The following is a 22,515-nucleotide window of genomic DNA, read 5'->3' as shown; positions in this document are numbered from 1 at the left end:
GTATTTGCGGCGATGGTATCCGCCAGATCCACGCACAAGGACGCCGTGATGAAAATTCTGTCTACCCTGATCCTGGCGATTGCCGCCGTTGTTTCCGCGTCACTCATCGCCAACGGCCTGACCGGGCTACGCACCGGAGACCGTTTCGTCACCGTCAAGGGCGTTGCGGAACGGGAGGTGCAGGCGGACCTCGCACTCTGGCCCCTGCGTTTCGTCGCTACCGGCAACAGCCTGGACGAAGCCCGCGAGAAGGCCCGCAGCAGCCGCGAAGCCATTATGGCCTTCCTCAAGCTGCAAGCCATCGACACAGACGCAGTGGAACTGCAACGCCTGGACGTTACGGACACCCGCGCCAATCCCTACCAGGAAAGCAACGGCCAGAAGTTCATCATCAACCAGACCCTGATGGTTCGCAGCGACGACATCGATCGCATTCGCCAGGCCGCGCAGTCTGTCAGTGAACTGGTGGATTCCGGCGTCATTCTGTCATCCGATTATGGCCCAGGCGGGCCGACTTACCTGTTTAACCGGTTGAACGACATCAAACCCGAGATGATTGCCGAGGCCACCGCCGCCGCCCGCGAGGCCGCCGCACAGTTTGCCAGGGATGCAAAAACTGAATTGGGGAACCTGCGCCGCGCCAATCAGGGCGTGTTCCAGATCCTGGCCCGAGACCAGGCACCAGGCGTCAGCGAAGGCCAACAGCCGATTAAAACCGTCCGGGTGGTGACCACCGTGGAGTACTATCTTAAATAGACAGTCGCCACCGGCTACTGGGTCTGCACCATTTCATCGGTAACCTGATAGCGGCCGGCCAGCCAATGCAGGATCTCGCTGGCGGCCGGGTGATCAAAGCGGCCATAACATTCCGTCAGCGCCTGATGGCGTTCGGTACTGAGCCTATGCAAGCCGGCATCCTGCAACAGGAGCAGATCGGCCTGTACCTGCTGCGCCAACTCTTTGCCCAACACTTCCTCGGCGGCCAGTTGGAAGGCCTTGCCATACTGGTAGCCGGGCCCCTGTTCGTAGCTACGGGCCAGAGTGATGGCCGGAATCGTAGTGAGCGTTGGCTGTAACGCGGGATTAATGGCGTGGCCCGAGAGATACGGGCCGTTGGCCGCCGGCCGGCCGGTAAATGCCCGCAGGTGCAGATGCCGGGACATACGGTCACCGTCGTTCACCGGGTAGTTATCCCACAGCACCGGCTTGCGCCCCAGCGCTTCTGAAACACGCTGCAGGTGGCCCGGCGATATCTCCCGCGAACACACCTCCTCGCCCGTCCAGAACACCTGCACGGACGGGTCCAGTGCCTTGCCTAGATCTTCCAGGTAATGCTCGGGACGAGGACCAAACACCCGGTCCAGCACCGGATCATCGGAGTAGTAGCTGGGGCAGACGGTCAGTTGGTCCGCTGTACTGCGTTCTGCCACCCAGTGAATGATGTCCGCCTGTCTGGCCGCCAGTTCCGGTGTATCGCTTTTCATGTCATCAAACAGGATCGCCAGATCGGTGATACCCAACTGATCAAACGCTGCCAGTTTTTGCGTCAGCGCGGTTTTCGCCGAGCCATCGAAATTGTTGAACACCTCGAACGGGCTCAGGCCAATGCCGAACCGGACTCCGTGACTGCCACAAAACCGGGCGAAATCAGCCAGCTCATCGGCCTCCGCTTGCGGATGCGGCTCGTTCCACCGGCGCCTGAGAAAAGCATCCGCCTTGGGTGCGTACCAATAGTTCCGATAACCATGGGGAGCCAGTGCCGCAACCAGCTGCCGACGCTCTTCCCAGCTCCACAACGGGCCATAGAAGCCTTCGATGATTCCCAGTGGGGGTTGCTCTGCCATTGGCGTTTCCATTTCGCGAGTACACAGATGGTTTACCGTCCAGAGGGTATCTCATCAGGCCGTGGGGGTCACCGGACAAGTTTAGCAATGTCGGCTAGACTTCTCGTACTGATGATGTAGTGATGAGTAGTAATGAGCAGTGGCGATTCACATCCGCTCTCCGATTACCCATGTGGATAAGGAGCCTGGCAAATGGACATTAAAAGCTTTGAAGACCTGATTGAGTGGGCTCGCGAGCTCCACGCCCACCTGTCCCGATGTTTGTCGGAGTGCTCAACAAAAAACAAGGAGGAGCGAGCCCGGGCACTGCTGACGTATCTGTCGGACCATGAGGCCGAACTGGAGCGCATCACGGCGGAGTTCGAGAAACAGGCCGATTCACGAGCCCTGAAAACAAGACTCTACGACTACCTGAACGACGAACACAAGGCCATCAAAACCCACCGCACCTGCGATGATCATTACGCCAGTCTCGACTTCGACAGCATTGTCCGCGAGGTGTTCGACTTCCATGACCAACTGATCGACCTGTATGACAGCCTGGCCGGCAAGGCAGAGATTCCGGAAGCGAAAGAACTCGCTGAATCCCTACGCGCCATGGAGGAGAACGAAGCCATGAGGCTCGCGAGGCAGATTGGCATGATGGATGATGTCTGAATTCTTCCACTCTCTGTACATGAAAACTGGAAATCGCGAGTCACCGATAGTACTGTATATATAAACAGTATCGGGAGTTTCCCCCATGAAGACTCGCGCGACACCCCTCAACCCACAGAACCGCTTCCAGCCCATAGTGACGGACCGCCAATACGATGATGGCTGGTATCAGGACCCCGCTGACGATACCTGCCCGGACTCACTGGCAACCGAAGTGGTGGATGAACAGGTGCGTACGATTATCAGCCGGAACCAGTCGCCGGATGTGCCGTTCGACCAGTCCATAAATCCGTACCGAGGTTGCGAGCATGCGTGCATATACTGCTTTGCCCGGCCTACCCATGCGTACTGGGACATGTCGCCGGGGCTGGACTTCGAAACCCGGCTGATCGCCAAACCCAATGCTGCGGAACAGCTTCGAAGGGAGCTCGATAAACCCGGCTACCGTGTGTCGCCAATTGCCCTTGGCGTGAACACCGATGCCTATCAGCCGGTTGAGAAGCACCGGGAAATTACCCGCGACGTCCTCAAGGTGTTGGTCGAGTATCGCCATCCGGTGTCCATTATCACCAAGGGGGCACTGATTCTGAGGGACCTGGACCTGCTGTCAGAACTGGCACATCAGGGCCTGTGTTCCGTTCGGGTCAGCTTAACCACCCTGGACAATACCCTGAAGCGCCAGATGGAACCTCGCACTGCAGCGCCGGCGACACGCCTGAAAGTCATCCGTGAGCTGGCCGCTGCCGGCGTACCAACGGGCATCATCCTGGGGCCGGTTATCCCGTTCATCAACGATCATGAAATTGAGAGCATTCTGGGGGTCGCAGCAGAGGCAGGTGCGGAACGGGCAAGCTGGATCATGCTTCGCCTGCCGCTGGAACTGGATGAGCTGTTCCAGGACTGGTTGCAGCGGCACTTTCCAGACCGGGCCAGTCATGTGATGAATCGCATGCGCGATTTGCGGGGTGGCAAAAGTTACGATGCCCAGTTCGGGCGCAGAATGACAGGAACGGGCCCCTACGCAGATCTTGTCCGCCAGCGCTTCGCAAAGCGCGCAAGGCAACTGGGCCTGAACCTTCATCAGGCAGAGCCCCTTAGAAGCGACCTCTTCAGGCGTCCTGCGGGTGAGCAGATCGGATTGTTCTAGACCGGAAACATTACCTCATGCTGACCAGCGGGAGAAAGTCGTAAGACCTAGGTCGTACAGAGGCGGGTTTTTCGTTCCGTTTCTTAACGTTTGTTGATAACTTGAACTAGAATTAGGAGTTACTTTCCCAGACAGAGGGAGAGGCTCTCAACACAATAACGACAAAAGAGGCTAGAAGAGCAATGAAGATCCGTTCTGTTCTATCCGCGGCTGTGCTGGCTGTAGCAACTACCTTTGCTTCCACACAAGCCCTCGCTCAAGACACGTTTACCCTGCGCCTGGCCGAGACCTGGGGGCCCAACTTCCCGATTTTCGGTGACACCACCAAACGGTTCGCTGAAACTGTCGAAAAGATGTCCGACGGCCGCCTGAAGGTCCGCATCGACTCGTCAAACAAGCACAAAGCGCCCTTCGGTGTCTTTGATATGGTCAAGGCCGGCCAGTACGACATGGGTCATTCCGCGTCCTACTACTGGAAAGGCAAAGTACCCAACACCCTGTTCTTCACAAGCATGCCTTTCGGCATGAACGCGATGGAACAATACGCCTGGTTCTACCACGGCGGTGGTATGGAACTGATGCAGGAGGTTTACGAACCCCACAACATGCTGTCGTTCCCGGGTGGCAACACCGGCGTTCAAATGGGCGGCTGGTTTCGCAAGGAAATCAACACTCTCGAAGACCTGCAGGGCCTGAAGATGCGTATTCCTGGCTTCGCCGGTGAGGTGTTTGCAGAAGTAGGCGTTAATCCGACCAACATCCCACCGGGCGAGCTTTACACAGCCCTGGAACGCAACACCATTGACGCGGTTGAGTGGGTTGGTCCTTCCCTGGATCTGCGTCTCGGTTTCCAGCAAATTGCAGACTATTACTACACTGGCTGGCACGAGCCCGCCACGGAGCTGCAGTTCCTGGTGAACAAGAAGGTATGGGAAAAACTGCCAGCCGACCTTCGTGAAATCATGCGCGTCGCTATGCGCACAGCCTCCTACGACATGCTGGTTCACTCTCAGCACGCAAACGCAGAAGCCTGGGCCAACATCAAGGAAGAGTACCCGAACGTACAGATCAAGAAATTCCCTGAGGAAATCTTCCAGGCCATGCACGAGGCCAACGAGAAACTCCTGAAAGAAGCGGCAGCGAACAATGAGCAAGCCGCAAAGATTGTAAAATCCCAACAGGAATATCTTGAGAAGAGCCGGGCCTACACGGACATTTCCGAGCGGGCCTACCTAAACACGATGGCAGAAGTCGAGTAACATATCGGCAGTAACTGAGCCGGGATCGCTCTAGCAGTGATCCCGGTTTTGTCGTTTATAGCAATTGAAAAATCGCCGGCTCGCTGGCGGAGGACAATCAATGCGTTGGATTATCAAGCTGGACGAGGGCCTGGCCACCCTGTCCATTTTTTGCGGCTGGGTGGCCTGTGCCGCAATGATTCTGATGGCCGGTAACGTCTTCTACGACGTAGTAGCCCGCTACGCTTTCAATGAAGTTTCGATCGGTATGCAGGAAATGGAGTGGCATCTCTATTCCGTGGTGTTCCTGCTGGGCATCCCCTACGCATTGCGCACGGACGGCCATGTTCGCGTAGACGTTTTCTACACCCGCTGGCGTGACAAGACCAAGGCCTGGGTCAACATCGTTGGTGCTGTTATCTTTGTCATCCCCTTTGCCTACCTGATCTGGAACTACGGTTACGATTTTGCCGTTGAGTCCTACAGCATGGGCGAAGGCAGCGGCGACCCGGGTGGGCTACCCCATCGCTGGGTGATCAAGAGCGTGATCCCGATTTCCGCGGTGTTTACCGGTATCGCCGGGTTCAACATGGTGACCTTCGCAATACGGGTTATCTCCGGCGACAAGACCTATGAGCCCAAGCACGGCGCGGAGGGTCTCGCATGATCGGTATGATTATGTTCGGAGCCGCCCTCCTCCTGCTGATGCTGGGCTTCCCGGTTGCCTTTACCTTTGGCGGCGTTGCCCTGTTTTTCGGGATCTATGCCGAAGGCATGGATCTGTTTGCTTTCATGCCTTATCGCATTATGAGCGTCATGCAGAACACGGTGCTGATGGCGGTGCCATTGTTCATCTTCATGGGTGTGGTCCTGCAACGCACGCGGCTGGCCGAGCAATTGCTGACCTCCATGGGCCGCCTGTTCGGTGGATTGCCAGGGGGCCTGGCCATTTCCACCATCCTGGTAGGTGCCCTGCTCGCCGCATCAACGGGCGTCGTCGGTGCCAGTGTGGTAGCCATGGGTCTGATCTCTCTCCCCGTGATGCTGGCCCATAACTACGACAAGCGGCTTGCAACGGGCACTATCTGTGCGTCCGGCACACTGGGCCAGATCGTACCGCCTTCGATTATCCTGATTATCCTTGGCGACGTGCTCGGGCTCCCGGTTGGCGACCTCTTCAGGGCAGCCGTTATCCCAGGTGTGGTGCTGGTCGGTCTGTACATCATCTACATCCTTGTTCTCACCCGCTTCAAGCCTGAAACCGGCCCCGCCATGCCGGATGACAGCGGACTGTCACGGGGCAAGGAAATCCGTGCAGCGCTGCTGGCGATTATCCCGCCGCTGGCGTTGATCATCGTCGTACTGGGCTCCATCTTTGCCGGTATTGCCACCCCCACGGAATCTTCGGCGCTCGGTGGTGTCGGCGCCGTGGTGCTGGCCATCATTTACCGCCAGTTCTCCTTCAAGATGGTGTGGGATGCCTCAAAGGACACGGTGAAGGTCACTGCCATGGTGTTCGCCATCCTCGTCGGTGCAACCGCATTCTCGATGGTGTTCAGCTACACCGGTGGCGATTACCTGCTGGAAGAATGGCTACTGCAGCTTCCCGGCGAAAAATGGGGTTTCATCATCCTGGCCATGCTGGTCATCCTGGTGCTGGGCTTCTTCATCGACTTCGTGGAAATTTCGTTCATCATCGTTCCGATCCTGGCACCAGTGGCGGAAGCCATGGGCATCAACATGCTGTGGTTCGCGATTCTGATTGCCATGAACCTGCAAACCAGTTTCCTGACGCCCCCATTCGGGTTCAGTCTGTTCTATCTCAAAGGCGTATCACCACCCGGTGTACAGACCATCGATATCTACAAAGGGGTACTACCGTTTATCCTGATGCAGGTACTGGTGCTGGTGATGATCGTGATTTTCCCGGAATGGTTTGGCATGAGTTCGACCTACTGACGTCGGCGCCAGTCGACAGCACACCAACAAGCCGGGGCCGTGCAGCCCCGGTTTTTTCGCCCGCCATTCCCGCTTTTACCCCTTTTACCTATTGCCCCAATAGCAACCCTCCATTCTTTGGTGTGTGGGGGGATATGACAAAACACGCTTGTTTTCTATACTAAAGACGAAGCAGGCGATTCTCAGTTGTGATATCGGGACACGCCCTGATGCTGAATCACTGTCGGCCAAGCCCGCCGACTTCAGTCCGTGATTAACCAGCTGAAAAAGGGAGATATGTATCCATGAGCCAAAGCACCGCCCGGAAGCCCCCAGCGCCCACCAACGACCGACCGGAGGACAGGCCTCACGTCCTGACGTTGCCCCTGGAAGAGCAGCAGGCGGACCGTGAGCCTCACAGTTATGAACGCTGGCTGATCGCCAAGCTGATGCGCATGGCCGGGTCACCACCGCTACGGTTCCAGCTGTGGAACAATGAATTCATTGACCCCGAAGAAGGCCATGCCCGTTTTACGCTCAAACTGACAGACCCCAAGGCGCTGTTTACGCTGGTCACCAACCCCAACCTGGCGTTTGGGGATCTATACAGTGCGGGCAGGCTGCAGGTAGATGGCGATCTTTCGGAGCTGATGGAGACACTTTACCGCTCAATTCACAACGCCAGGCAGAAATGGCCCAAATGGCTGGAAGCCCTGTGGCGCAACCACAACCCCCGCTCTACTGGCGTTTCTGAAGCCCGGGAGAACATTCACCACCACTACGATCTGGGCAACGAGTTTTACCGGCTCTGGCTGGATCATGCCGAAATGCAGTACACCTGCGCCTATTACGAAACGCCGGATTTGACCCTGGAACAGGCCCAACTGGCCAAGCTGGAGCACGTTTGCCGCAAGTTACGACTAAAACCCGGCATGACGGTTGTGGAAGCCGGCTGTGGCTGGGGTGGTCTAGCGCGCTATATGGCCCGGAATTACGGCGTGAAGGTACATTCCTACAACATCTCGAAAGAACAGCTGACGTACGCTCGGGAAGAAGCCAGGCGTCAGCAGCTGGACCACCTGATTGAGTACGTTGAAGACGACTATCGCAACATCAGCGGCCAATATGACGCCTTTGTGTCCATCGGCATGCTGGAGCATGTCGGCAAGGACAATTACCTGGCGCTGTCGGAGCTTATCAGTCGTTCCCTGAAGCCGGACGGCCTGGCGTTACTGCACAGCATCGGCCGCAACCGGCCCATGCTGATGAACGCCTGGATCGAGAAACGCATCTTTCCGGGTGCTTACCCACCGAGTATCTCTGAGTTCATGGGTATCTGCGAACACAGCGACTTTTCGGTGCTGGATGTCGAAAATCTCAGACTGCACTACGCACAGACGCTGACCCACTGGATGGAACGGTTCAGAAGCAACATGGACAAGGTCACAGAAATGTACGACGGGCACTTTGCCCGGGCCTGGGAAATGTACCTCGCCGGCTCCATAGCCGCCTTCCGCGCCGGGTCACTGCAACTGTTCCAGGTGGTCTTCACCCATGGCGGGAACAACCAGCTGCCACAAAACCGCCAGGACATCTATTCGTCCCCCGCAGCTCCGGAGGCATAATCATGGACTACTACGACCTGATTATCGTAGGTGCCGGGCCTGCCGGCTCCACCCTCGCCCACGCACTGCAGGACAGCGGCAAACGCATTCTGGTAATCGATAAGCAGGACTTTCCTCGGGACAAGACCTGCGCCGGCTGGGTTACTCCTGCGGTGATGGACAGTCTCGATATCGACATCAACCACTACGGCACCGGACGAACCCTTCAGCCCATCCGGCGGTTCCGTATAGGCATGATGGGGCAATCGGCGGTGGAAAATGACCACGGTGAGATTGTCAGCTACGGCATACGACGCTGCGAGTTCGATGCGTTTCTTCTGGACAGGACAGCCGTGCCGAAGCAACTGAACACACCGGTCAAGTCCATTGTTCGTCGCGATGGCAACTGGGTGATCAACGATACCTGGGAGGCGCCCCTGATCGTAGGTGCCGGGGGCCATTTCTGCCCGGTGGCGAAGCTGATGGGAGACGGCCCCGGCAGCCACGAAGTCGTAGTGGCGGCCAAAGAGGTGGAATTCGAGATGACGCCTCAACAGGCCGAGGTGTGCGAAGCTCGTGGCGACACCCCCGAGCTCTGGTTCTGCCGCGACCTGAAGGGCTATGCCTGGGTGTTCCGAAAAGGTAATTTCCTCAATATCGGCCTTGGCCGGGAAGACAATCACAAACTGACCGAGCACCTCAACGCCTTCGTGGAGGAAATGAAATCCGAAGGACGCATACCGGCCGATTTACCGGGCAAGTTCAAAGGTCATGCCTACCTGCTATACGCCCACGCGGAAAGACAACTGGCCGATGACGGCCTGCTGTTGATCGGGGATTCCGCCGGCTTGGCCTACACCCAGAGCGGCGAAGGTATTCGCCCTGCCATCGAGTCTGCGTTGATGGCGGCGGACATTATTCGCGACCAGGAGGATTATTCCGCCCAGGCACTGCAGGCCTACGGCGAAGCTATTGCCAGCCGTTTTGGTAATCGCGCCATGCCTCAGGATGAGGGCTGGCAAGTGCCGGACTGGGTCAAAATGCCATTGGCCAGTACCCTGATGCGGTCTCACTGGTTTACCCGCAAGGTGGTCACCGAAAAATGGTTCCTGCATCAGCAGGTGCCACCACTGGCGACGGTCTCCCAGGGTTGAGAGAACGTATAGAACCGGATCGGGCAGTACCCGGTCCGGTTCTCCTTATCACGCCGACGGTCAGTCAGCGGCCAGTTCAATCACATCGATACCATACAGAGTGGTCGTGCCACTCACCTCGTTGCCTACCGCTAACATTGGCTTGCCATTGGGGCTGTCCCCAGCAGCGATAAAGGCAAGCCCCTCGGGCCCAAGATCACCCGCCATTCCACTCTCAAGATCGGTCTGGGAGGCAGAGAAGTCGCGGTTATTGAGGTACTGGACGAATTCCGGGTTCTGCGGATTGGTCACGTTATAGACCATGATGCCCCCAACCCGTTCAAGGCCGATAAAGGCAAAGGTCTGGCCATTAATGGTACCCACGGTGACCGCCTCAGGCTCTGGTCCCTTATCGTCGGAGCGGTTGTCGAACGCATTTTCGTCATTATTGCTGTTGAAATTGTCCGGGATCAGGCTCGCGGTAATGCGCTCGAATTCACTGCCGCTGTCGAAGACCCGCTCGCCGGTTTCCGACCAGATTGAAAACGAACGCGCACCGTAGGCGTAGAGCTCACTGTAGACACAGTTATTCTCCACATAGCTCCGGTCATACTCACCGCCCACGAGAATGACGTTGGCAGGATCGCTGGGCGCGCAGGAATTGCCAAAACCCAGGGTGGATGTGACGTTCAGGCGTCCCAGGTTAGCGTCTTCCTGCAACTCGGCAGCGTTCGGGAAGGCCATGGCATCCAGCGTCAGGTCGGCGACGCGGAATTCCTCACTGAAGCCGTCGTAATCCCGGGAATCACCCTCGTTGGCGGTGATGTAATAGGTTTTTCCGTTAAAACCGTAGCTGGTCATGGCATCCGGATGGTAAATGCCTTTCACCGGCCAGTTGCGAATGTTGATGCCGCTGTCGTCGTTGCTGGCATCCAATTCGTTGCCGATGATGCTGTGATCCTTGAAACCCAACGGAATAATGGCGGTAATCTCCCCGGCCGCGATGTCCAGTTCGGCAACGGCATTTGCCTCCTGCATCGCGACCCAGGCTTTTTCACCGTCGATAGAGATCGCTATGTATTCCGGCTCCAGATCCTGTGCCAGAGTGGCGCCCGGCCCGAACACTCTCAGGCCCTGTTCCATAAGTTCGGCCAGCTGACCGTTGAAGCTGGCGAACCCGGCCGTGGTGACCGTCGCCGCAGCCACGCCGTTGGACAGGTCAACAATGCTAACGGAACCCTCCGGGTCAACACTGTAGTCATCACTGGGTTCGCCCTCGTTGGCCACCAGGAGCTTGTGGCCATCGCGGGTAAACGTCAGCATATCCGGCAGGGCGCCCGCCTCTACTTCACCCACCTTGTTCAGGTCAGTGCTGTTATAGAACACCACCTTGCCGTTGTCCTGCTTGACGTTGGCTTCAATGGCGACGGCCACGAGATCGCCGTATACCGCCACGCTGTTCGCAGAAGCACCTTCGGCGGTGGCATCAATGGTGCTGAGCTTGACCGGCATCTCCGGGTCCTGGATGTCCAGCACGTCCACGGTCGAATCGTTGGCATTGATGACAAACAGACGCTGGTTGGCGGGATCGTGAGCCACGATTTCCGCTGCGCCTTCATCGAAAGCACCACTTGCATAGGTGCCGAGGGTATTCAGCTCAATCAGGGTCTGGCTGGTGCCGGGCGAACCGGTACTGCCATCGTCGCCGTCATCACCGTCGCAGGCCGCCAGGCCCAGGGTGGATGCGAGGATGGCTGCCGTAAGGAGTGAGTTCTGGAATGTCATGTTTGCCTCTTCTTCTGTCGTTACACGTGTGGTTGTACACGACACTTTATGGAGAAGAGGTGACAGAAATGCGTCACTTTTAAGTCAGAACTGCTCAGGGAAGGTGGTATCAGCAAAAAAATGGCGACCGTGCGGTCGCCATTATCAACACTTGCTCAAGTGATTGAGAGCTTCAAGGGCTTTATTGGCCGAGGTAGCTACGGTACATCCATACCGTCTTTTCCTGCTGAGAGATGTAGTCGCTCATCAACGCAACGGTGCCCTCGTCGTCCGCATCGCCAGCTAGGTGAAGCAACTCCCGCTGCTTACCAATCAGCTTGGCGAAGCTCTCCACGATGTTTTCAACAGCATCCTTACCATCGGCCACATCCTTTCGCTCAGGCACCTCGGATTTTTCGATGTAGGTGCTGTAGGCGTGTGCAGGCCTGTGCCCGAGGGTCAGCACCCGCTCGGCTATCTCGTCAATCTTCAACAGCAGGTCGTCATAAAGCTCTTCAAACTTGGCATGCAGTTCGAAAAAGTTGTCACCTTTGATGTTCCAGTGATAGCCACGAACGTTCATGTAGAAGATCTGGTAGTTGGACAGCAGATCGTTCAGTGCGTTCGCCAGGCTCTGGGTCTTTTCAGTGTCCAGACCAATAAAGTTCTTGCTCATAACGTGTCTCCTTGACAGTTACCGGAATGTACTGGTGGCTAATCTAACCAGGAATCGTGAATAGATAAAGTTTAGTTATCCAATCTTCTTGATAGCTCTTACTAATCTTTGGCAAGACCAAGTAATAGCTAAGGGCTATCAAAAATCTGCATATTATTTATTTAACAACGATTCTCAATTGCTGTTGAATGGACCCATATCCATCGCACTTGCGGAGCTGACTGACTATGAGTGCCCTGAAGATGTTTTTCCATGACCATGGTTCAAAGGGTGACAACTCGTTGCTGAAAACCATCACATTCGCCATTACCCACTTCACCGTGGCCTTTACCGTTGCTTACCTGCTGACCGGCGACATACTGATTGGCAGCCTGATTGCCATGGTAGAACCAGCGATTAACACGGTGGCCTATTTCTTTCATGAAAAGATATGGGCGCGGAAGCAGCAGATTGCAAGGGGCGTCTCTGGTGCGGAGGCAATCCCGGTTGCCCGGAGTTTCTGATCAGGGCCATTTCCCAGACTCTAACCACCCGGGCCGCAATCCAGGCAATGCTCAATCGGTTGTGGCCCAATATCCAGCTTGCGGTTGAGGTCACGCAATGCCGTACGAACTCCTTCCTCAATTACCGGGTGGTAGAACGGCATGGTCAGCATCTCGCTCACCGTCATGCGCTTCTGCAGAGCCCAGGCCAGCAAGTGTCCGATGTGTTCGGCTGCGGGGCCAAACATCTCCGCGCCCAGAAATAACCCACTGCCCCGCTCACCGTAGACATGCAGCAAGCCCTTATTAGCGCCAATAACGCGACTGCGCCCCTGCCCTTCGAAAGAAACCTCACCAACGGCATAACCACCCTTACAACGCTCATCGACTTCGTTGAGGGTCATCCCCACCGTGGCGATCTGTGGATCGGTGAACACGATGCCCAATGGCACCCGGCGCAGCCCCGCCCGCACATCCGGGTATCGAGCCGCGTTATCGCCGGCTATTCGCCCCTCATCAGCCGCCTCATGGAGCAGTGGCACTTCATTGTTGGCATCTCCAGCGATAAAGATATGACTGTCACCGCACTGAAGCGTGTAATGATCGAACAGCGGTGAGCCATGATCATCCTCGGCAATATCCGCGTTCTGTATATCCAGACTGTCGACATTGGGGCGACGCCCGGTGGCTGCCAATAGATAGTCGAAAGTTTCCGTGGTTTCACTGCGATCCGCTCCCGAAAAGCGAATACGCACGCCGTCGTCCGTTCGCTCAACCGACCGGACCTTGGCGCTGGTATCCAACGGAAATTCTTCATTGAATGTTTTCAGCGCGTAGTTGCGAATCGCTTCCTCCTGAAGCGGCCCAAGACTTCCGCTGACACCAAACATCCGCACCCGAACCCCCAGCCGACTGAGCGCCTGCCCCAGTTCCAGGCCGATTATGCCGGGACCGAACACGGCAACGGACCCAGGCAGGTCGTCCCACTCGAAAATGTCATCATTCACCACCAGTCGGTCCTTGGCGTCCTTGAGAAAGCCGGGGATGTTCGGCCGGGAACCGGTGGCAATGACCACACGGGCGGCTTCCACCTCCACTTTCTCGCCGACAACAATTCGGTGAGGCGACAGGAACCGGGCCTGGCCGCGAAGCCGGTGAGCCTCGGGAAACCCCTCTACAGCCTCCACCACAAAGCTGACGAACCGGTCCCGCTCCCTGCGGACACGCGCCATCACCTCCTTGCCATCAATTCGGATGTCACCGGGATGAACACCAAACGTAGGTGCCTTGTGCAATTGATGGGCACTGTCGGCCGCCGCAATCAACAGCTTGCTGGGCATACAGCCGACACTGGCACAGGTGGTACCGTAGGCACCCCCTTCAATCAAAACGATATTATCCGTATGCTTTCGGGCAGCGCGATAGGCGCTCATGCCAGCGGTACCCGCGCCAATAACAGCGACATCCACTTTGCGTTTTTCCACGTCTACAACTCCCCTCACCGCCTACAAATTTCATGGTTCTGCCTCAGTATAGGAGTGAATACGGGAAACCGTTCAGTTGCCAACCAAAGACGTCGCAGCATTCGATGCGGGACTTTTTCAACCGCGCCTTCTAGACTGGCGCCCTGTAACGGAGCTTTCCTGGAGATAAAAGGTATGCACAACTACTGGCCGGAATTCATCACCGTCGCCCTCGTTCATTTCCTGGCCGTAGCCAGCCCAGGGCCAGACTTTGCCGTGATGCTTCGCCAGGCGCTGTGCCAAAGCCGTCGCAACGCCCTGCTGACGGCCTTCGGCATTGGCACGGGAATTCTGATTCACGTGGGGTATTCCCTGCTGGGCATTGGCCTGATCATCCAGCAGTCGCTGGTGCTGTTCAGCATTCTCAAAGTGGTTGGCGCCCTCTATCTCACCTGGATCGCGATACAGTGTCTGCGCTCGAAAGCCGGCGGCATTCATGTCGAAACGGCAAACGGTGGTCGGCAAAGCGGTTTCGCGGCCTATCGGCTGGGTTTTCTGACCAATACCCTGAACCCGAAAGCCACGCTGTTCTTCGTATCACTCTTTTCCGTGATCATCAGCCCGGGTACGCCGATTGCGATTCAAACGGCTTATGGCGTCTATATGGCAGTGGCCACCGGCCTGTGGTTCATGGCCGTGGCGGTATTCTTCACCCTGCCGCAGATCCGCAGGGGGTTTAACCGTTTCGGCTATTGGCTTGACCGGCTGATGGGGGGCGTTCTGTTGTTACTGGCGGGGCAGTTGCTGTTTTCAACAGTGTCTGGGGACGGGGGCGAGGCCCTTAACCCCGGCCAGGACTGAGAGCCGATTGCCTGAGCCAGGCGGGTAGCCTTGGCCAGGACACGCCCACAAGCACGTCCATGTGGGGCTCGGTCGCGCCATCCCTGGCGCTCCACGGTCCTGACCAAGGCTACCCGCCCGGCACATCGGAACTGGGTGATATCTCCCGTTAAATCGATCTGAGCAATTCTTCCGTTTGCTTCCAGCCAATGCAGGGATCCGTTAGGGAACATCCGTAAATTAAATCGTCGCTGTCATTTTGACGCCCTTCTTCAAGAAAACTTTCCAGCATCAATCCAACAATATTTCGGTTACCCGACCGCTTCTGGAACATGACTTCCTTCGCTATCTCCAGTTGCCGCGATGATTGCTTTTGAGCGTTATCATGACTGCAATCGACCATCACCGAAGCAGAAACACCTGCGCTGGACAAGGCATCCACGGCCTCGCGGACACTCTCCGCATCGTAGTTTGTAATACCTCGCCCGCCCCGTAATACCAGGTGTGTATCGGGGTTGCCCTCGGTGGTAATCATCGCGGGTGCGCCATGACTGCCTATGCCGAACCGGTGATGGGGATGGGCCGCTGATTTCATGGCGTTGATGGCAACGCCAATGCTGCCGTCGGTGCCGTTCTTGAAACCGGTCGGCATCGGCAGACCGCTGACCATTTCACGGTGAACCTGGGACTCAGTGGTGCGGGCACCGATGGCGGTCCAACTAACGAGGTCACCAAGGTAATCCATGGCGAACGGGCTCAGGGCTTCCGTGGCCAATGGCAGGCCCATGTCTGACAGGTTCAACAGCAGGCGCCGGGAACGCAGCAAGCCTTCGTTGAGATTTCCGCTGCCAGTGCGCTCCGGGTCATAGAGCAGGCCTTTCCAGCCAACGGTGGTTCGGGGTTTTTCGAGGTAGGTACGCATCACAATCAGGAAACGGTCGCTGACATCATCCGCCAGCGCTTTGAGCTTCTCGCCATACTCCAGTGCCGCCACTTCGTCGTGGATGGAGCAGGGGCCAACGACCACCAGCGTTCTCGGGTCCTCGCCGTTGAGTATCCGGCGAACAGCATCCCGGTGCTGGCGAATCCGCGCCTGAATGTGAGCAGGAACCGGCAGGCTGGCTCGCAGTTCGGCAGGTGTCGGCAGCGGCACTTCCCGGGTTCCCGGCTCAGCCTCTGATGGCTGCTGGGTCTCGTTCAGTGTCTCGATGTTCAGCGACATGTTCATGGTCAGTGTTCCCGTTTCCCTGTGTCAGAATCAAAAAAGCCCCGGCTGGTGGCTACCAGTCGGGGCTTTTTGAGTCCGGTGGCAGCCTGGGTTTCTGCCGGGCTGCCTTCCTCGTTATTCGGTCGATGAAGATCTTATGGGCGGCCCGGGCTCTGGCTAAAATAGCCATAACCAAACCACCAAAAAAACACAGCAGCGACCGCAGCGATCGATTTTTCACCGAAAGCTTGCAGAACATTCAATTGACAGGTCGCGTGTGTCGTCTTCATGCTTTCCAATATATATCCCCGGTTTCCGGCTTTGCAACCCGTAAATTCGGTTTTTTGCAGGTATTGCGGCCCTACCAGTCCCGGAGTCACTCATGAACACAGCGATGAATTGTCGGCCCACGCTTTCTTTGTTGCTGATCCTGCTGCTTTTTTCAGGCGCTATAGCAGCGGCGCCTGAGGCCCGTACTTACCAGATGGCACAGCGCTCCGCAGCGGGTGTGGCACAACAGATCCGCGAACTTTATCCGGATGGCCAGGTGTCGATCACCGCTCGCGGACAGCAAATGGTGGTTCGTGGTGAACCAGAGGTGCTGGATGAAATCGGCAGGCTGGTGGAGACCATGGACGTCGCCCCCTCACAGATGCGCATTACGGTTCGTTCCCGACACAACGTGGATGCCAAAACCGGTGGCGGCGGGTTTTCCGTCAACAACAACCAGGTCAGCGTACAGGCAGAACGCAAGGTCACCACGACACGGCGGAATCAGGAACGCACGCTGATCGTTCAGGATGGGCAATCCGCTCATATTGCCTCTGGCCAGGTCCGCACCGTACCGATCGCCATCCGCGGGGGCCGTAATCCAGCGGCGTTTCTGGGACAGGTCGAAACCCGAAGCGGCTTCCTGGTCAGCCCGCAAGTGATTTCAGATCAGGCGGTCGAATTGAACATCGTTTCTTTTGAGGAAGACCCGAAGGGCAATCCGCCCGGCTACGACACCGAGGCGGTGATGACCATACGCCGGGTAGAACCCGGTGAATGGGTGGAACTCGGCAGCACGCGCCAACAACGAGTAGGTGAGCAGTCCGGCATCACCTACCAAACCGGGAACAGTCGCCGTCAGAATCAGACCTTCGAGGTAAAGGTTGAGGTTCTTTAAGGCCGGTCAGGCACGGCGTTTCAGCAAGACACTCTTGGCTTCGTTGATCTTTGCGGCCAGGTAATCGTTGCCGCCTCGATCGGGATGGAGCTTCTGGATCAAACGTCGATGCGCCTGCACAATCTCGTCGTCTGTGCAGTCTGGCGCAACCCCCAGAACCTCACAGGCTTCGCTGACAGACATATTTCCGGAACTGGCACTCTGTTGCCTGCGCTGATGCTGGGTGGCGGTGTCGTCATTACCAAACCCACTCTGACGGTTCTGCCCGAACAGGCGGCTGACCGTTGGGGCAAACTTCAATAAGGCTGGCAGTTTTCTCAGTAGTGGTAATAGGGCGGCCACTGCGGCGGTCAGCACATGCACCCGCCCCGTCAACACCATGAATAGAAGCACCGCGGCGCCAGCCACCAACACGACTTTCCAGGTGGCGGCCTTTTTCTTCTCCGGCGATAACGCGCCCCACTGTTTCAGCACAATAAATACGGCTGCCGCCAGTGCAATACCAAGAATCCATTGCATTCGCCAATCCTTATAGATGACCGAGTCGTAAATCTGTCATTCTTGTTTGGCAACCTAGTGAACGGGACGAGCTCCCGGACCCGCCTGGACAAGGCAGGCGAAGGCGCCTGGAGCGCAGTAATTGTACGCATTTTCACTGACAAATCAGTGACAGCAACCCTCTCGCTTGTATAGGATGCTATTCTTTACGGTTTGTTGACGAGTCCTTGCCAACACAGCCCCCGACGAGCCGGGCAACTCCATCCCTACGGGATCAGGAGCCTGCAAAGCTAACACGATTACCTGTAACGGACATACGACCCAGGACCTGAATTATGCGCACTGCCTCCCGCTTCCTGATTGTACTCATCTTTCTCGGTGTCGTGCTCGGCGGCATTTTTGGTTACAAGTTCTACCAGTTCGGCCAGATGCAGGAACAATTTTCCCAGCCACAGCCGCCGGCGAAAATTTCCGCGACCATGGCCAGCACCGAGATGTGGACACCTGAGATCAAAGCCGTTGGCAGCGTTGAAGCCATCAATGGTATTGAAGTGGCGAACGAAGTTCCCGGTGTGGTTGAGAACATCGCGTTCGAGTCAGGTGATACGGTGAAAAAAGGCGACATCCTGATCCGCCTGGACGCCGCCATTGATGAAGCCGCATTGCGCACACGCCGTGCCGAGGCACAGCTCGCGGAGCAGGAGTTCAAGCGGGTGTCCGACCTGCTTCCCAAGCGCGCCGTGTCGCAATCCCAGTACGATGAAGCCAAGGCCAATTTCGACGCAGCACGGGCAAGGGTCAATGAAGCCGAAGCCCAGTTGAGCAAGAAAATCATCCGCGCGCCTTTTGACGGCAAGCTTGGCCTCCGTCTGGTGGATCAGGGCGAATACATTGGTACCGGTACGCCGATCGTCGAAATCAACATGCTCGATCCGATCTACGTGGATTACACCCTCTCGGAAAAAGACCTGCCCATGGTGCAACAGGGCTACGACGTAGTGGCGACCGTTGCGGCCATCCCCGACAGTGATTTTGCCGGCCAGGTCAGCGCCATCAACACGTCGGTTAATCCGCAAACCCGTACCGTCCGGATTCGTGCCACGCTTGGCAACGAGGAGAACCAGCTTCGCCCGGGCATGTTCGCCACGGTCGCAACCAGGCAACCCCAGGATCAGGAGGTTGTCACCGTGCCGAGAACCGCCATTTCCTACAATACCTACGGCGATTTCGTGTTTGTTGTCGAAGAGAATGATGACGGTGAATTGGTCGTCAATCGTCGCACCGTCCAGACCGGCAACACCCGGAACAGTCGCGTTGCGGTGCTCGAAGGCCTGAAAGAAGGTGAGCAGGTCGTCGCCAAGGGCCTGCTGAGATTGAGGGCTGGCCAGCGCGTTGAAGTCCAGGAAGATGAGCAGCCGGCGGAGGCGTCCAAGTAATGCGTTTCACCGACATATTCATACAGCGCCCCGTCCTGGCGACGGTGGTCAGCCTGCTGATCCTGCTGCTCGGGGCCCGGGCAGCGATGGAGATGGAAATCCGTCAGTACCCGGAACTTGAAAGCACCACCGTCACGGTGACAACCGCCTACCCCGGCGCTGGCTCTGAGCTGGTAAAAGGGTTCATCACCACACCATTGCAGCAGGCCATCGCTGAAGCCAGTGGCATCGACTACCTCACGTCCACAAGTTCCCAGGGGCAATCCACCATTGAAGCCAAGATGGTGCTGAACTACGACGCCAACGCAGCGCTGGCCGAGATTCAGGCAAAAGTGGCCAGTCAGCGCAACGTGCTGCCCGCCGATGCGCAGGACCCGGTAATAACCTCCACAACCGGCGATTCCACCGCGCTGATGTACATCGCCTTTTACAGCGATGAGCTGGAGGTACCCCAGATCACGGACTACCTGACGCGGGTGGTGCAGCCCAAGCTGCAGGCGTTGTCCGGCGTGGGCAAGGCCGACCTGTTGGGTCGCCAGTTCGCCTTACGGGTCTGGCTGGACCCAGAGCGTCTGTCCGCTGTCGATATGACTCCTCAGGAAGTGGTGGATGTACTGCTGCGCAACAACTATCAGGCGGCGGTAGGCAACACCAAGGGCAAATACACCAAGATCAGCATGACCAGCGACACCGACGTCGGTGATCCGGAGCAGTTCAAGGATCTGGTGGTCAAGGAATCCGACGGCTCACTGATCCGCCTGCGGGACATTGCCCGCGTTGAACTGGGCTCCGAGACCTACGATCAGTTGGCCCTGTACAAGGGCCAGCCAGCAACCTACGTAGCCATTGAACTGTCACCCGGCGCTAACCCGTTGACGGTTGCAAAGCTGGTCAAAGATGAACTTCCGGGGATTGAAAGCCAACTGCCTTCCGGCATGAATGTCCGCCTGGCCTACGATGCGTCCGACTTTATCGACAGTTCGATTAAAGAGGTTATCCAGACACTGCTGGAGGCGCTGGTTATCGTTCTGGTGGTGGTCTTCATCTGCCTGGGCTCAGTCAGGGCAGCCGTGGTTCCGTCCGTGGCGGTGCCTCTGTCTCTGGTTGGCGGCGCCTTTTTCATGCTGATGATGGGCTTCTCACTGAACCTGCTGACACTGCTGTCGATGGTACTCGCCATCGGTCTTGTCGTGGACGACGCGATCATCATGGTGGAAAACGTCCACCGCCACATTGAAGAGGGCGAGTCCCGCTTCAACGCGGCCCTGAACGGTGCCCGCGAAATGGCAACGCCGATCATCGCCATGACCACAACCCTGGTGGCGGTCTATGCCCCAATCGGCTTCATGGGCGGACTGGTTGGCTCACTGTTCACCGAGTTCGCATTTACCCTGGCCGGCACCGTCGTTATTTCCGGCATCGTGGCACTGACCCTGTCGCCAATGCTGTCCGGCAAGATCCTCAAGCCCCACGGCAATCCAGGGCGGTTCGAGCAGGTCGTGGAGCGCTCCTTCGGCGGCCTGGCCAATGGGTACAAACGTGCTCTTGCGTCGTTGATGGACACCAAGTCCGTGGTGATTTTCTTCGCCATCGTGGTGCTGGGATCGATTTATTTCATGGTGGCCATGAGCCAGAACGAGCTGGCACCCACTGAAGACCAGGGCATCCTGTTCTATCAGGGGCTTGGTCCCCAGACGTCCACCCTCGACTATCTCCAGGAACACGGAGATGAGGTGCAGGAGCGTATGTCGACGGTACCCGGCTACCATGAGGATTTCATGATTCTCGGCATTACCGGGCCCAACGCCGTGTTCGGCGGCTTCAAGATGAAGCCCTGGTCCGAGCGTGACATCAGCCAGTTCGAGGTTCAGCCACAGCTTGACCAGGAACTGAAAAACGTCACCGGCCTGCAGACCGCCGTTTTCCCCAGACCTTCCCTTCCGGGTTCCGGTGGCGGCCTGCCATTCCAGTTTGTGATCACCACGGGCGAGGACTACGAGCGCCTGAATGACGTTGCCAATGACCTGCTCGGACAGGCCATGCAAAGCGGTAACTTCATGTTCCTGCAGAAATCCATCGACTTTGACCGCCCGGTTACCCGCATCAACGTCGACCGTGACCGGGTGGCGGATCTTGGGCTGTCGATGCAGGACGTTGGCCGTGCCATGTCCAGCATGCTGGGCGGTGGCTACATCAACCGCTTCAACATGCAGGGCCGCTCCTATCAGGTCATTCCCCAGGTCGACCAGGATTTCCGCCTGGACGAGCAGGCGCTCAATGACTATTACATTCGTGCCGACAGCGGCAGCCTGGTTCCGCTATCAAGCGTCATCAGCTTCCAGAAAGACGTGGAGCCGTCACAACGCACCCAGTTCAACCAGTTGAACTCATTGACCCTGCAGGGCGTTGTGACGCCGGGAGTGACAGTGGGCGATGCCATGGCCTTCATGGAGAATGCCGCCGCAGACAGTTTCCCGCAGGGTTTCTCGTTCGACTACACCGGGGAGTCGCGTCAGTTCGCGAATCAGGGTAGCGCATTGGTGGTTACCTTCTTCCTGTCATTGCTGGTGATCTACCTGGTGCTGGCAGCCCAGTTCGAAAGCTGGCGCGACCCGTTCATCATCCTTGTATCAGTACCGATGTCGGTGGCTGGGGCCATGGCCTTCATTGTGCTCGGCTTTGCCACCATGAACATCTACACGCAGGTGGGCCTGATCACCCTCATCGGTGTTGTGTCCAAGAACGGGATACTGATCGTGGAGTTTGCCAACCAGCTGCAGGTGGACAAGGGCCTGAACAAGCGCGAGGCAGTCGTGGAAGCGGCGGCCATCCGTCTGCGCCCGATCGTCATGACCTCCCTGGCGCTGATCTTCGCCATGGTTCCACTGTTGATTGCAGTAGGCCCGGGCGCGGAAAGCCGGTTCGCCATCGGCCTGACCATCAGTGCAGGCCTGGGCATCGGTACGCTGTTCACCATTTTCGTGTTGCCCGCGTTCTACATCCTCCTGGGCCGTGACCACCACGGCTCCACGGCGGATGACGACGCAAATGGCAGCACTGGGAATACGGCTCACGCCCAGTGACCCTCGGAACGCTCTTCTGGCTGTTTGTAGCCGGCTTCGCCACCTGGTACTGGTGGCGGGCCAAGGCCATCAAGGACTTTGTGCTTCAGGCAGCCAGGAACTACTGTAAGAAAATGGATGTGATGCTGCTGGACGACGCCGTGTACCTGCGTGGCGTATGGTTCAAGCGTGACGACAACGGCCGTACCCGGGTGTGGCGCCGCTTCCTGTTTGAATTCACATCAACCGGAGAGGAACGCTACCTCGGCAGAATCATCATGCTCGGCCCTCGCATCATCCATATGGAGCTGGACCCCCACCGTTTCGGCCCGGACCTCTAACCTCCGGGCACATCCCC

Annotated in this window: 20 protein-coding genes; 14 read left to right on the top strand and 6 right to left on the bottom strand. The window is 57.4% G+C overall.

The annotated features are described in order from the left end of the window. The first annotated feature begins 48 nt into the window (after window positions 1-48). Window positions 49-756, top strand: a complete 708-nt coding sequence (locus SIC19_RS12800; RefSeq protein WP_075194247.1) for an SIMPL domain-containing protein — start codon at window positions 49-51, stop codon at window positions 754-756. 14 nt (window positions 757-770) lie between these two features. Here SIC19_RS12800 and SIC19_RS12795 read toward each other — a convergent pair whose 3' ends face one another. Beyond that, window positions 771-1,844 carry a beta-N-acetylglucosaminidase domain-containing protein gene (locus SIC19_RS12795; protein ID WP_075194246.1) on the bottom strand — a complete coding sequence of 358 codons (1,074 nt, stop codon included), beginning with the start codon at window positions 1,842-1,844 and terminating at the stop codon, window positions 771-773. Window positions 1,845-2,036: 192 nt separating this feature from the next. Between SIC19_RS12795 and SIC19_RS12790 the strand changes: the two genes are divergently transcribed. From SIC19_RS12790 to SIC19_RS12760, 7 genes are all read left to right on the top strand, one after another. Beyond that, window positions 2,037-2,501: an ATPase gene (locus tag SIC19_RS12790; RefSeq protein ID WP_075194245.1), complete on the top strand. Its 465-nt coding sequence runs from the start codon at window positions 2,037-2,039 to the stop codon at window positions 2,499-2,501. 85 nt (window positions 2,502-2,586) lie between these two features. Then, window positions 2,587-3,648 (top strand): PA0069 family radical SAM protein, encoded by a 1,062-nt coding sequence (locus SIC19_RS12785; protein ID WP_075194244.1) that lies wholly within the window; start codon window positions 2,587-2,589, stop codon window positions 3,646-3,648. A gap of 182 nt (window positions 3,649-3,830) precedes the next feature. Beyond that, a complete protein-coding gene (locus tag SIC19_RS12780; RefSeq protein ID WP_075194243.1) occupies window positions 3,831-4,907 on the top strand; it encodes a TRAP transporter substrate-binding protein in 1,077 nt (358 codons plus the stop codon). Between the two features lie 100 nt (window positions 4,908-5,007). Beyond that, entirely contained in the window at window positions 5,008-5,553 is a 546-nt protein-coding gene (locus tag SIC19_RS12775; RefSeq protein WP_036211047.1) for a TRAP transporter small permease subunit, read from the top strand. Then, window positions 5,550-6,845 carry a TRAP transporter large permease gene (locus SIC19_RS12770; RefSeq protein ID WP_075194242.1) on the top strand — a complete coding sequence of 432 codons (1,296 nt, stop codon included), beginning with the start codon at window positions 5,550-5,552 and terminating at the stop codon, window positions 6,843-6,845. Before SIC19_RS12775 ends, SIC19_RS12770 begins: the two co-directional genes overlap by 4 nt. Before the next feature lie 284 nt (window positions 6,846-7,129). Beyond that, entirely contained in the window at window positions 7,130-8,449 is a 1,320-nt protein-coding gene (locus tag SIC19_RS12765; RefSeq protein ID WP_075194241.1) for an SAM-dependent methyltransferase, read from the top strand. Between the two features lie 2 nt (window positions 8,450-8,451). After that, entirely contained in the window at window positions 8,452-9,582 is a 1,131-nt protein-coding gene (locus tag SIC19_RS12760; protein ID WP_036211038.1) for an NAD(P)/FAD-dependent oxidoreductase, read from the top strand. 60 nt (window positions 9,583-9,642) lie between these two features. Here SIC19_RS12760 and SIC19_RS12755 read toward each other — a convergent pair whose 3' ends face one another. Together SIC19_RS12755 and SIC19_RS12750 are read right to left on the bottom strand one after the other, a co-directional pair. Then, on the bottom strand, window positions 9,643-11,346 hold the full coding sequence (locus tag SIC19_RS12755) for a choice-of-anchor I family protein (RefSeq protein WP_075194240.1): 1,704 nt from the start codon (window positions 11,344-11,346) through the stop codon (window positions 9,643-9,645). Window positions 11,347-11,527: 181 nt separating this feature from the next. After that, window positions 11,528-12,001, bottom strand: coding sequence for a Dps family protein (locus SIC19_RS12750; protein ID WP_036211032.1), 474 nt, complete (start codon window positions 11,999-12,001; stop codon window positions 11,528-11,530). 227 nt (window positions 12,002-12,228) lie between these two features. Between SIC19_RS12750 and SIC19_RS12745 the strand changes: the two genes are divergently transcribed. Then, complete coding sequence (locus SIC19_RS12745) at window positions 12,229-12,504, top strand: DUF2061 domain-containing protein (protein WP_051947074.1); 276 nt, start codon at window positions 12,229-12,231, stop codon at window positions 12,502-12,504. 20 nt (window positions 12,505-12,524) lie between these two features. Here SIC19_RS12745 and SIC19_RS12740 read toward each other — a convergent pair whose 3' ends face one another. After that, on the bottom strand, window positions 12,525-13,967 hold the full coding sequence (locus SIC19_RS12740) for a dihydrolipoyl dehydrogenase (RefSeq protein ID WP_036211029.1): 1,443 nt from the start codon (window positions 13,965-13,967) through the stop codon (window positions 12,525-12,527). Between the two features lie 174 nt (window positions 13,968-14,141). Here SIC19_RS12740 and SIC19_RS12735 point away from each other — a divergent pair, with 174 nt between their 5' ends. After that, a complete protein-coding gene (locus tag SIC19_RS12735) occupies window positions 14,142-14,807 on the top strand; it encodes a LysE family translocator (RefSeq protein WP_036211026.1) in 666 nt (221 codons plus the stop codon). A 148-nt stretch (window positions 14,808-14,955) separates the two neighbouring features. Here the strand turns inward: SIC19_RS12735 and SIC19_RS12730 are convergent, their stop codons facing one another. Next, the gene (locus SIC19_RS12730) at window positions 14,956-16,014 is read right to left on the bottom strand and encodes a 3-deoxy-7-phosphoheptulonate synthase (protein WP_036211023.1); all 1,059 of its coding nucleotides are present in this window, start codon (window positions 16,012-16,014) and stop codon (window positions 14,956-14,958) included. A 361-nt stretch (window positions 16,015-16,375) separates the two neighbouring features. Here SIC19_RS12730 and SIC19_RS12725 point away from each other — a divergent pair, with 361 nt between their 5' ends. Further along, on the top strand, window positions 16,376-17,161 hold the full coding sequence (locus SIC19_RS12725) for a secretin N-terminal domain-containing protein (RefSeq protein WP_036211020.1): 786 nt from the start codon (window positions 16,376-16,378) through the stop codon (window positions 17,159-17,161). Window positions 17,162-17,167: 6 nt separating this feature from the next. Here the strand turns inward: SIC19_RS12725 and SIC19_RS12720 are convergent, their stop codons facing one another. Next, the gene (locus SIC19_RS12720; protein WP_075194239.1) at window positions 17,168-17,680 is read right to left on the bottom strand and encodes a DnaJ domain-containing protein; all 513 of its coding nucleotides are present in this window, start codon (window positions 17,678-17,680) and stop codon (window positions 17,168-17,170) included. Between the two features lie 314 nt (window positions 17,681-17,994). On the opposite strand from SIC19_RS12720, the gene SIC19_RS12715 reads away from it, so the two are divergent. Genes SIC19_RS12715 through SIC19_RS12705 form a run of 3 tightly spaced genes read left to right on the top strand, consistent with a single transcriptional unit; the run spans window position 17,995 to window position 22,498 of the window. Next, window positions 17,995-19,095, top strand: a complete 1,101-nt coding sequence (locus SIC19_RS12715) for an efflux RND transporter periplasmic adaptor subunit (protein WP_036211014.1) — start codon at window positions 17,995-17,997, stop codon at window positions 19,093-19,095. Further along, the gene (locus tag SIC19_RS12710) at window positions 19,095-22,178 is read left to right on the top strand and encodes an efflux RND transporter permease subunit (RefSeq protein ID WP_075194238.1); all 3,084 of its coding nucleotides are present in this window, start codon (window positions 19,095-19,097) and stop codon (window positions 22,176-22,178) included. Before SIC19_RS12715 ends, SIC19_RS12710 begins: the two co-directional genes overlap by 1 nt. Next, complete coding sequence (locus SIC19_RS12705) at window positions 22,175-22,498, top strand: DUF3301 domain-containing protein (protein WP_007155520.1); 324 nt, start codon at window positions 22,175-22,177, stop codon at window positions 22,496-22,498. The genes SIC19_RS12710 and SIC19_RS12705 overlap by 4 nt, the downstream gene beginning before the upstream one ends. Window positions 22,499-22,515: the final 17 nt, after the last annotated feature.

This window comes from Marinobacter sp. MIT930201, from assembly GCF_047122665.1.
Classification (GTDB): Bacteria; Pseudomonadota; Gammaproteobacteria; order Pseudomonadales; family Oleiphilaceae; genus Marinobacter; species Marinobacter salarius.
This window is presented reverse-complemented; position numbering and strand designations above follow the sequence as displayed.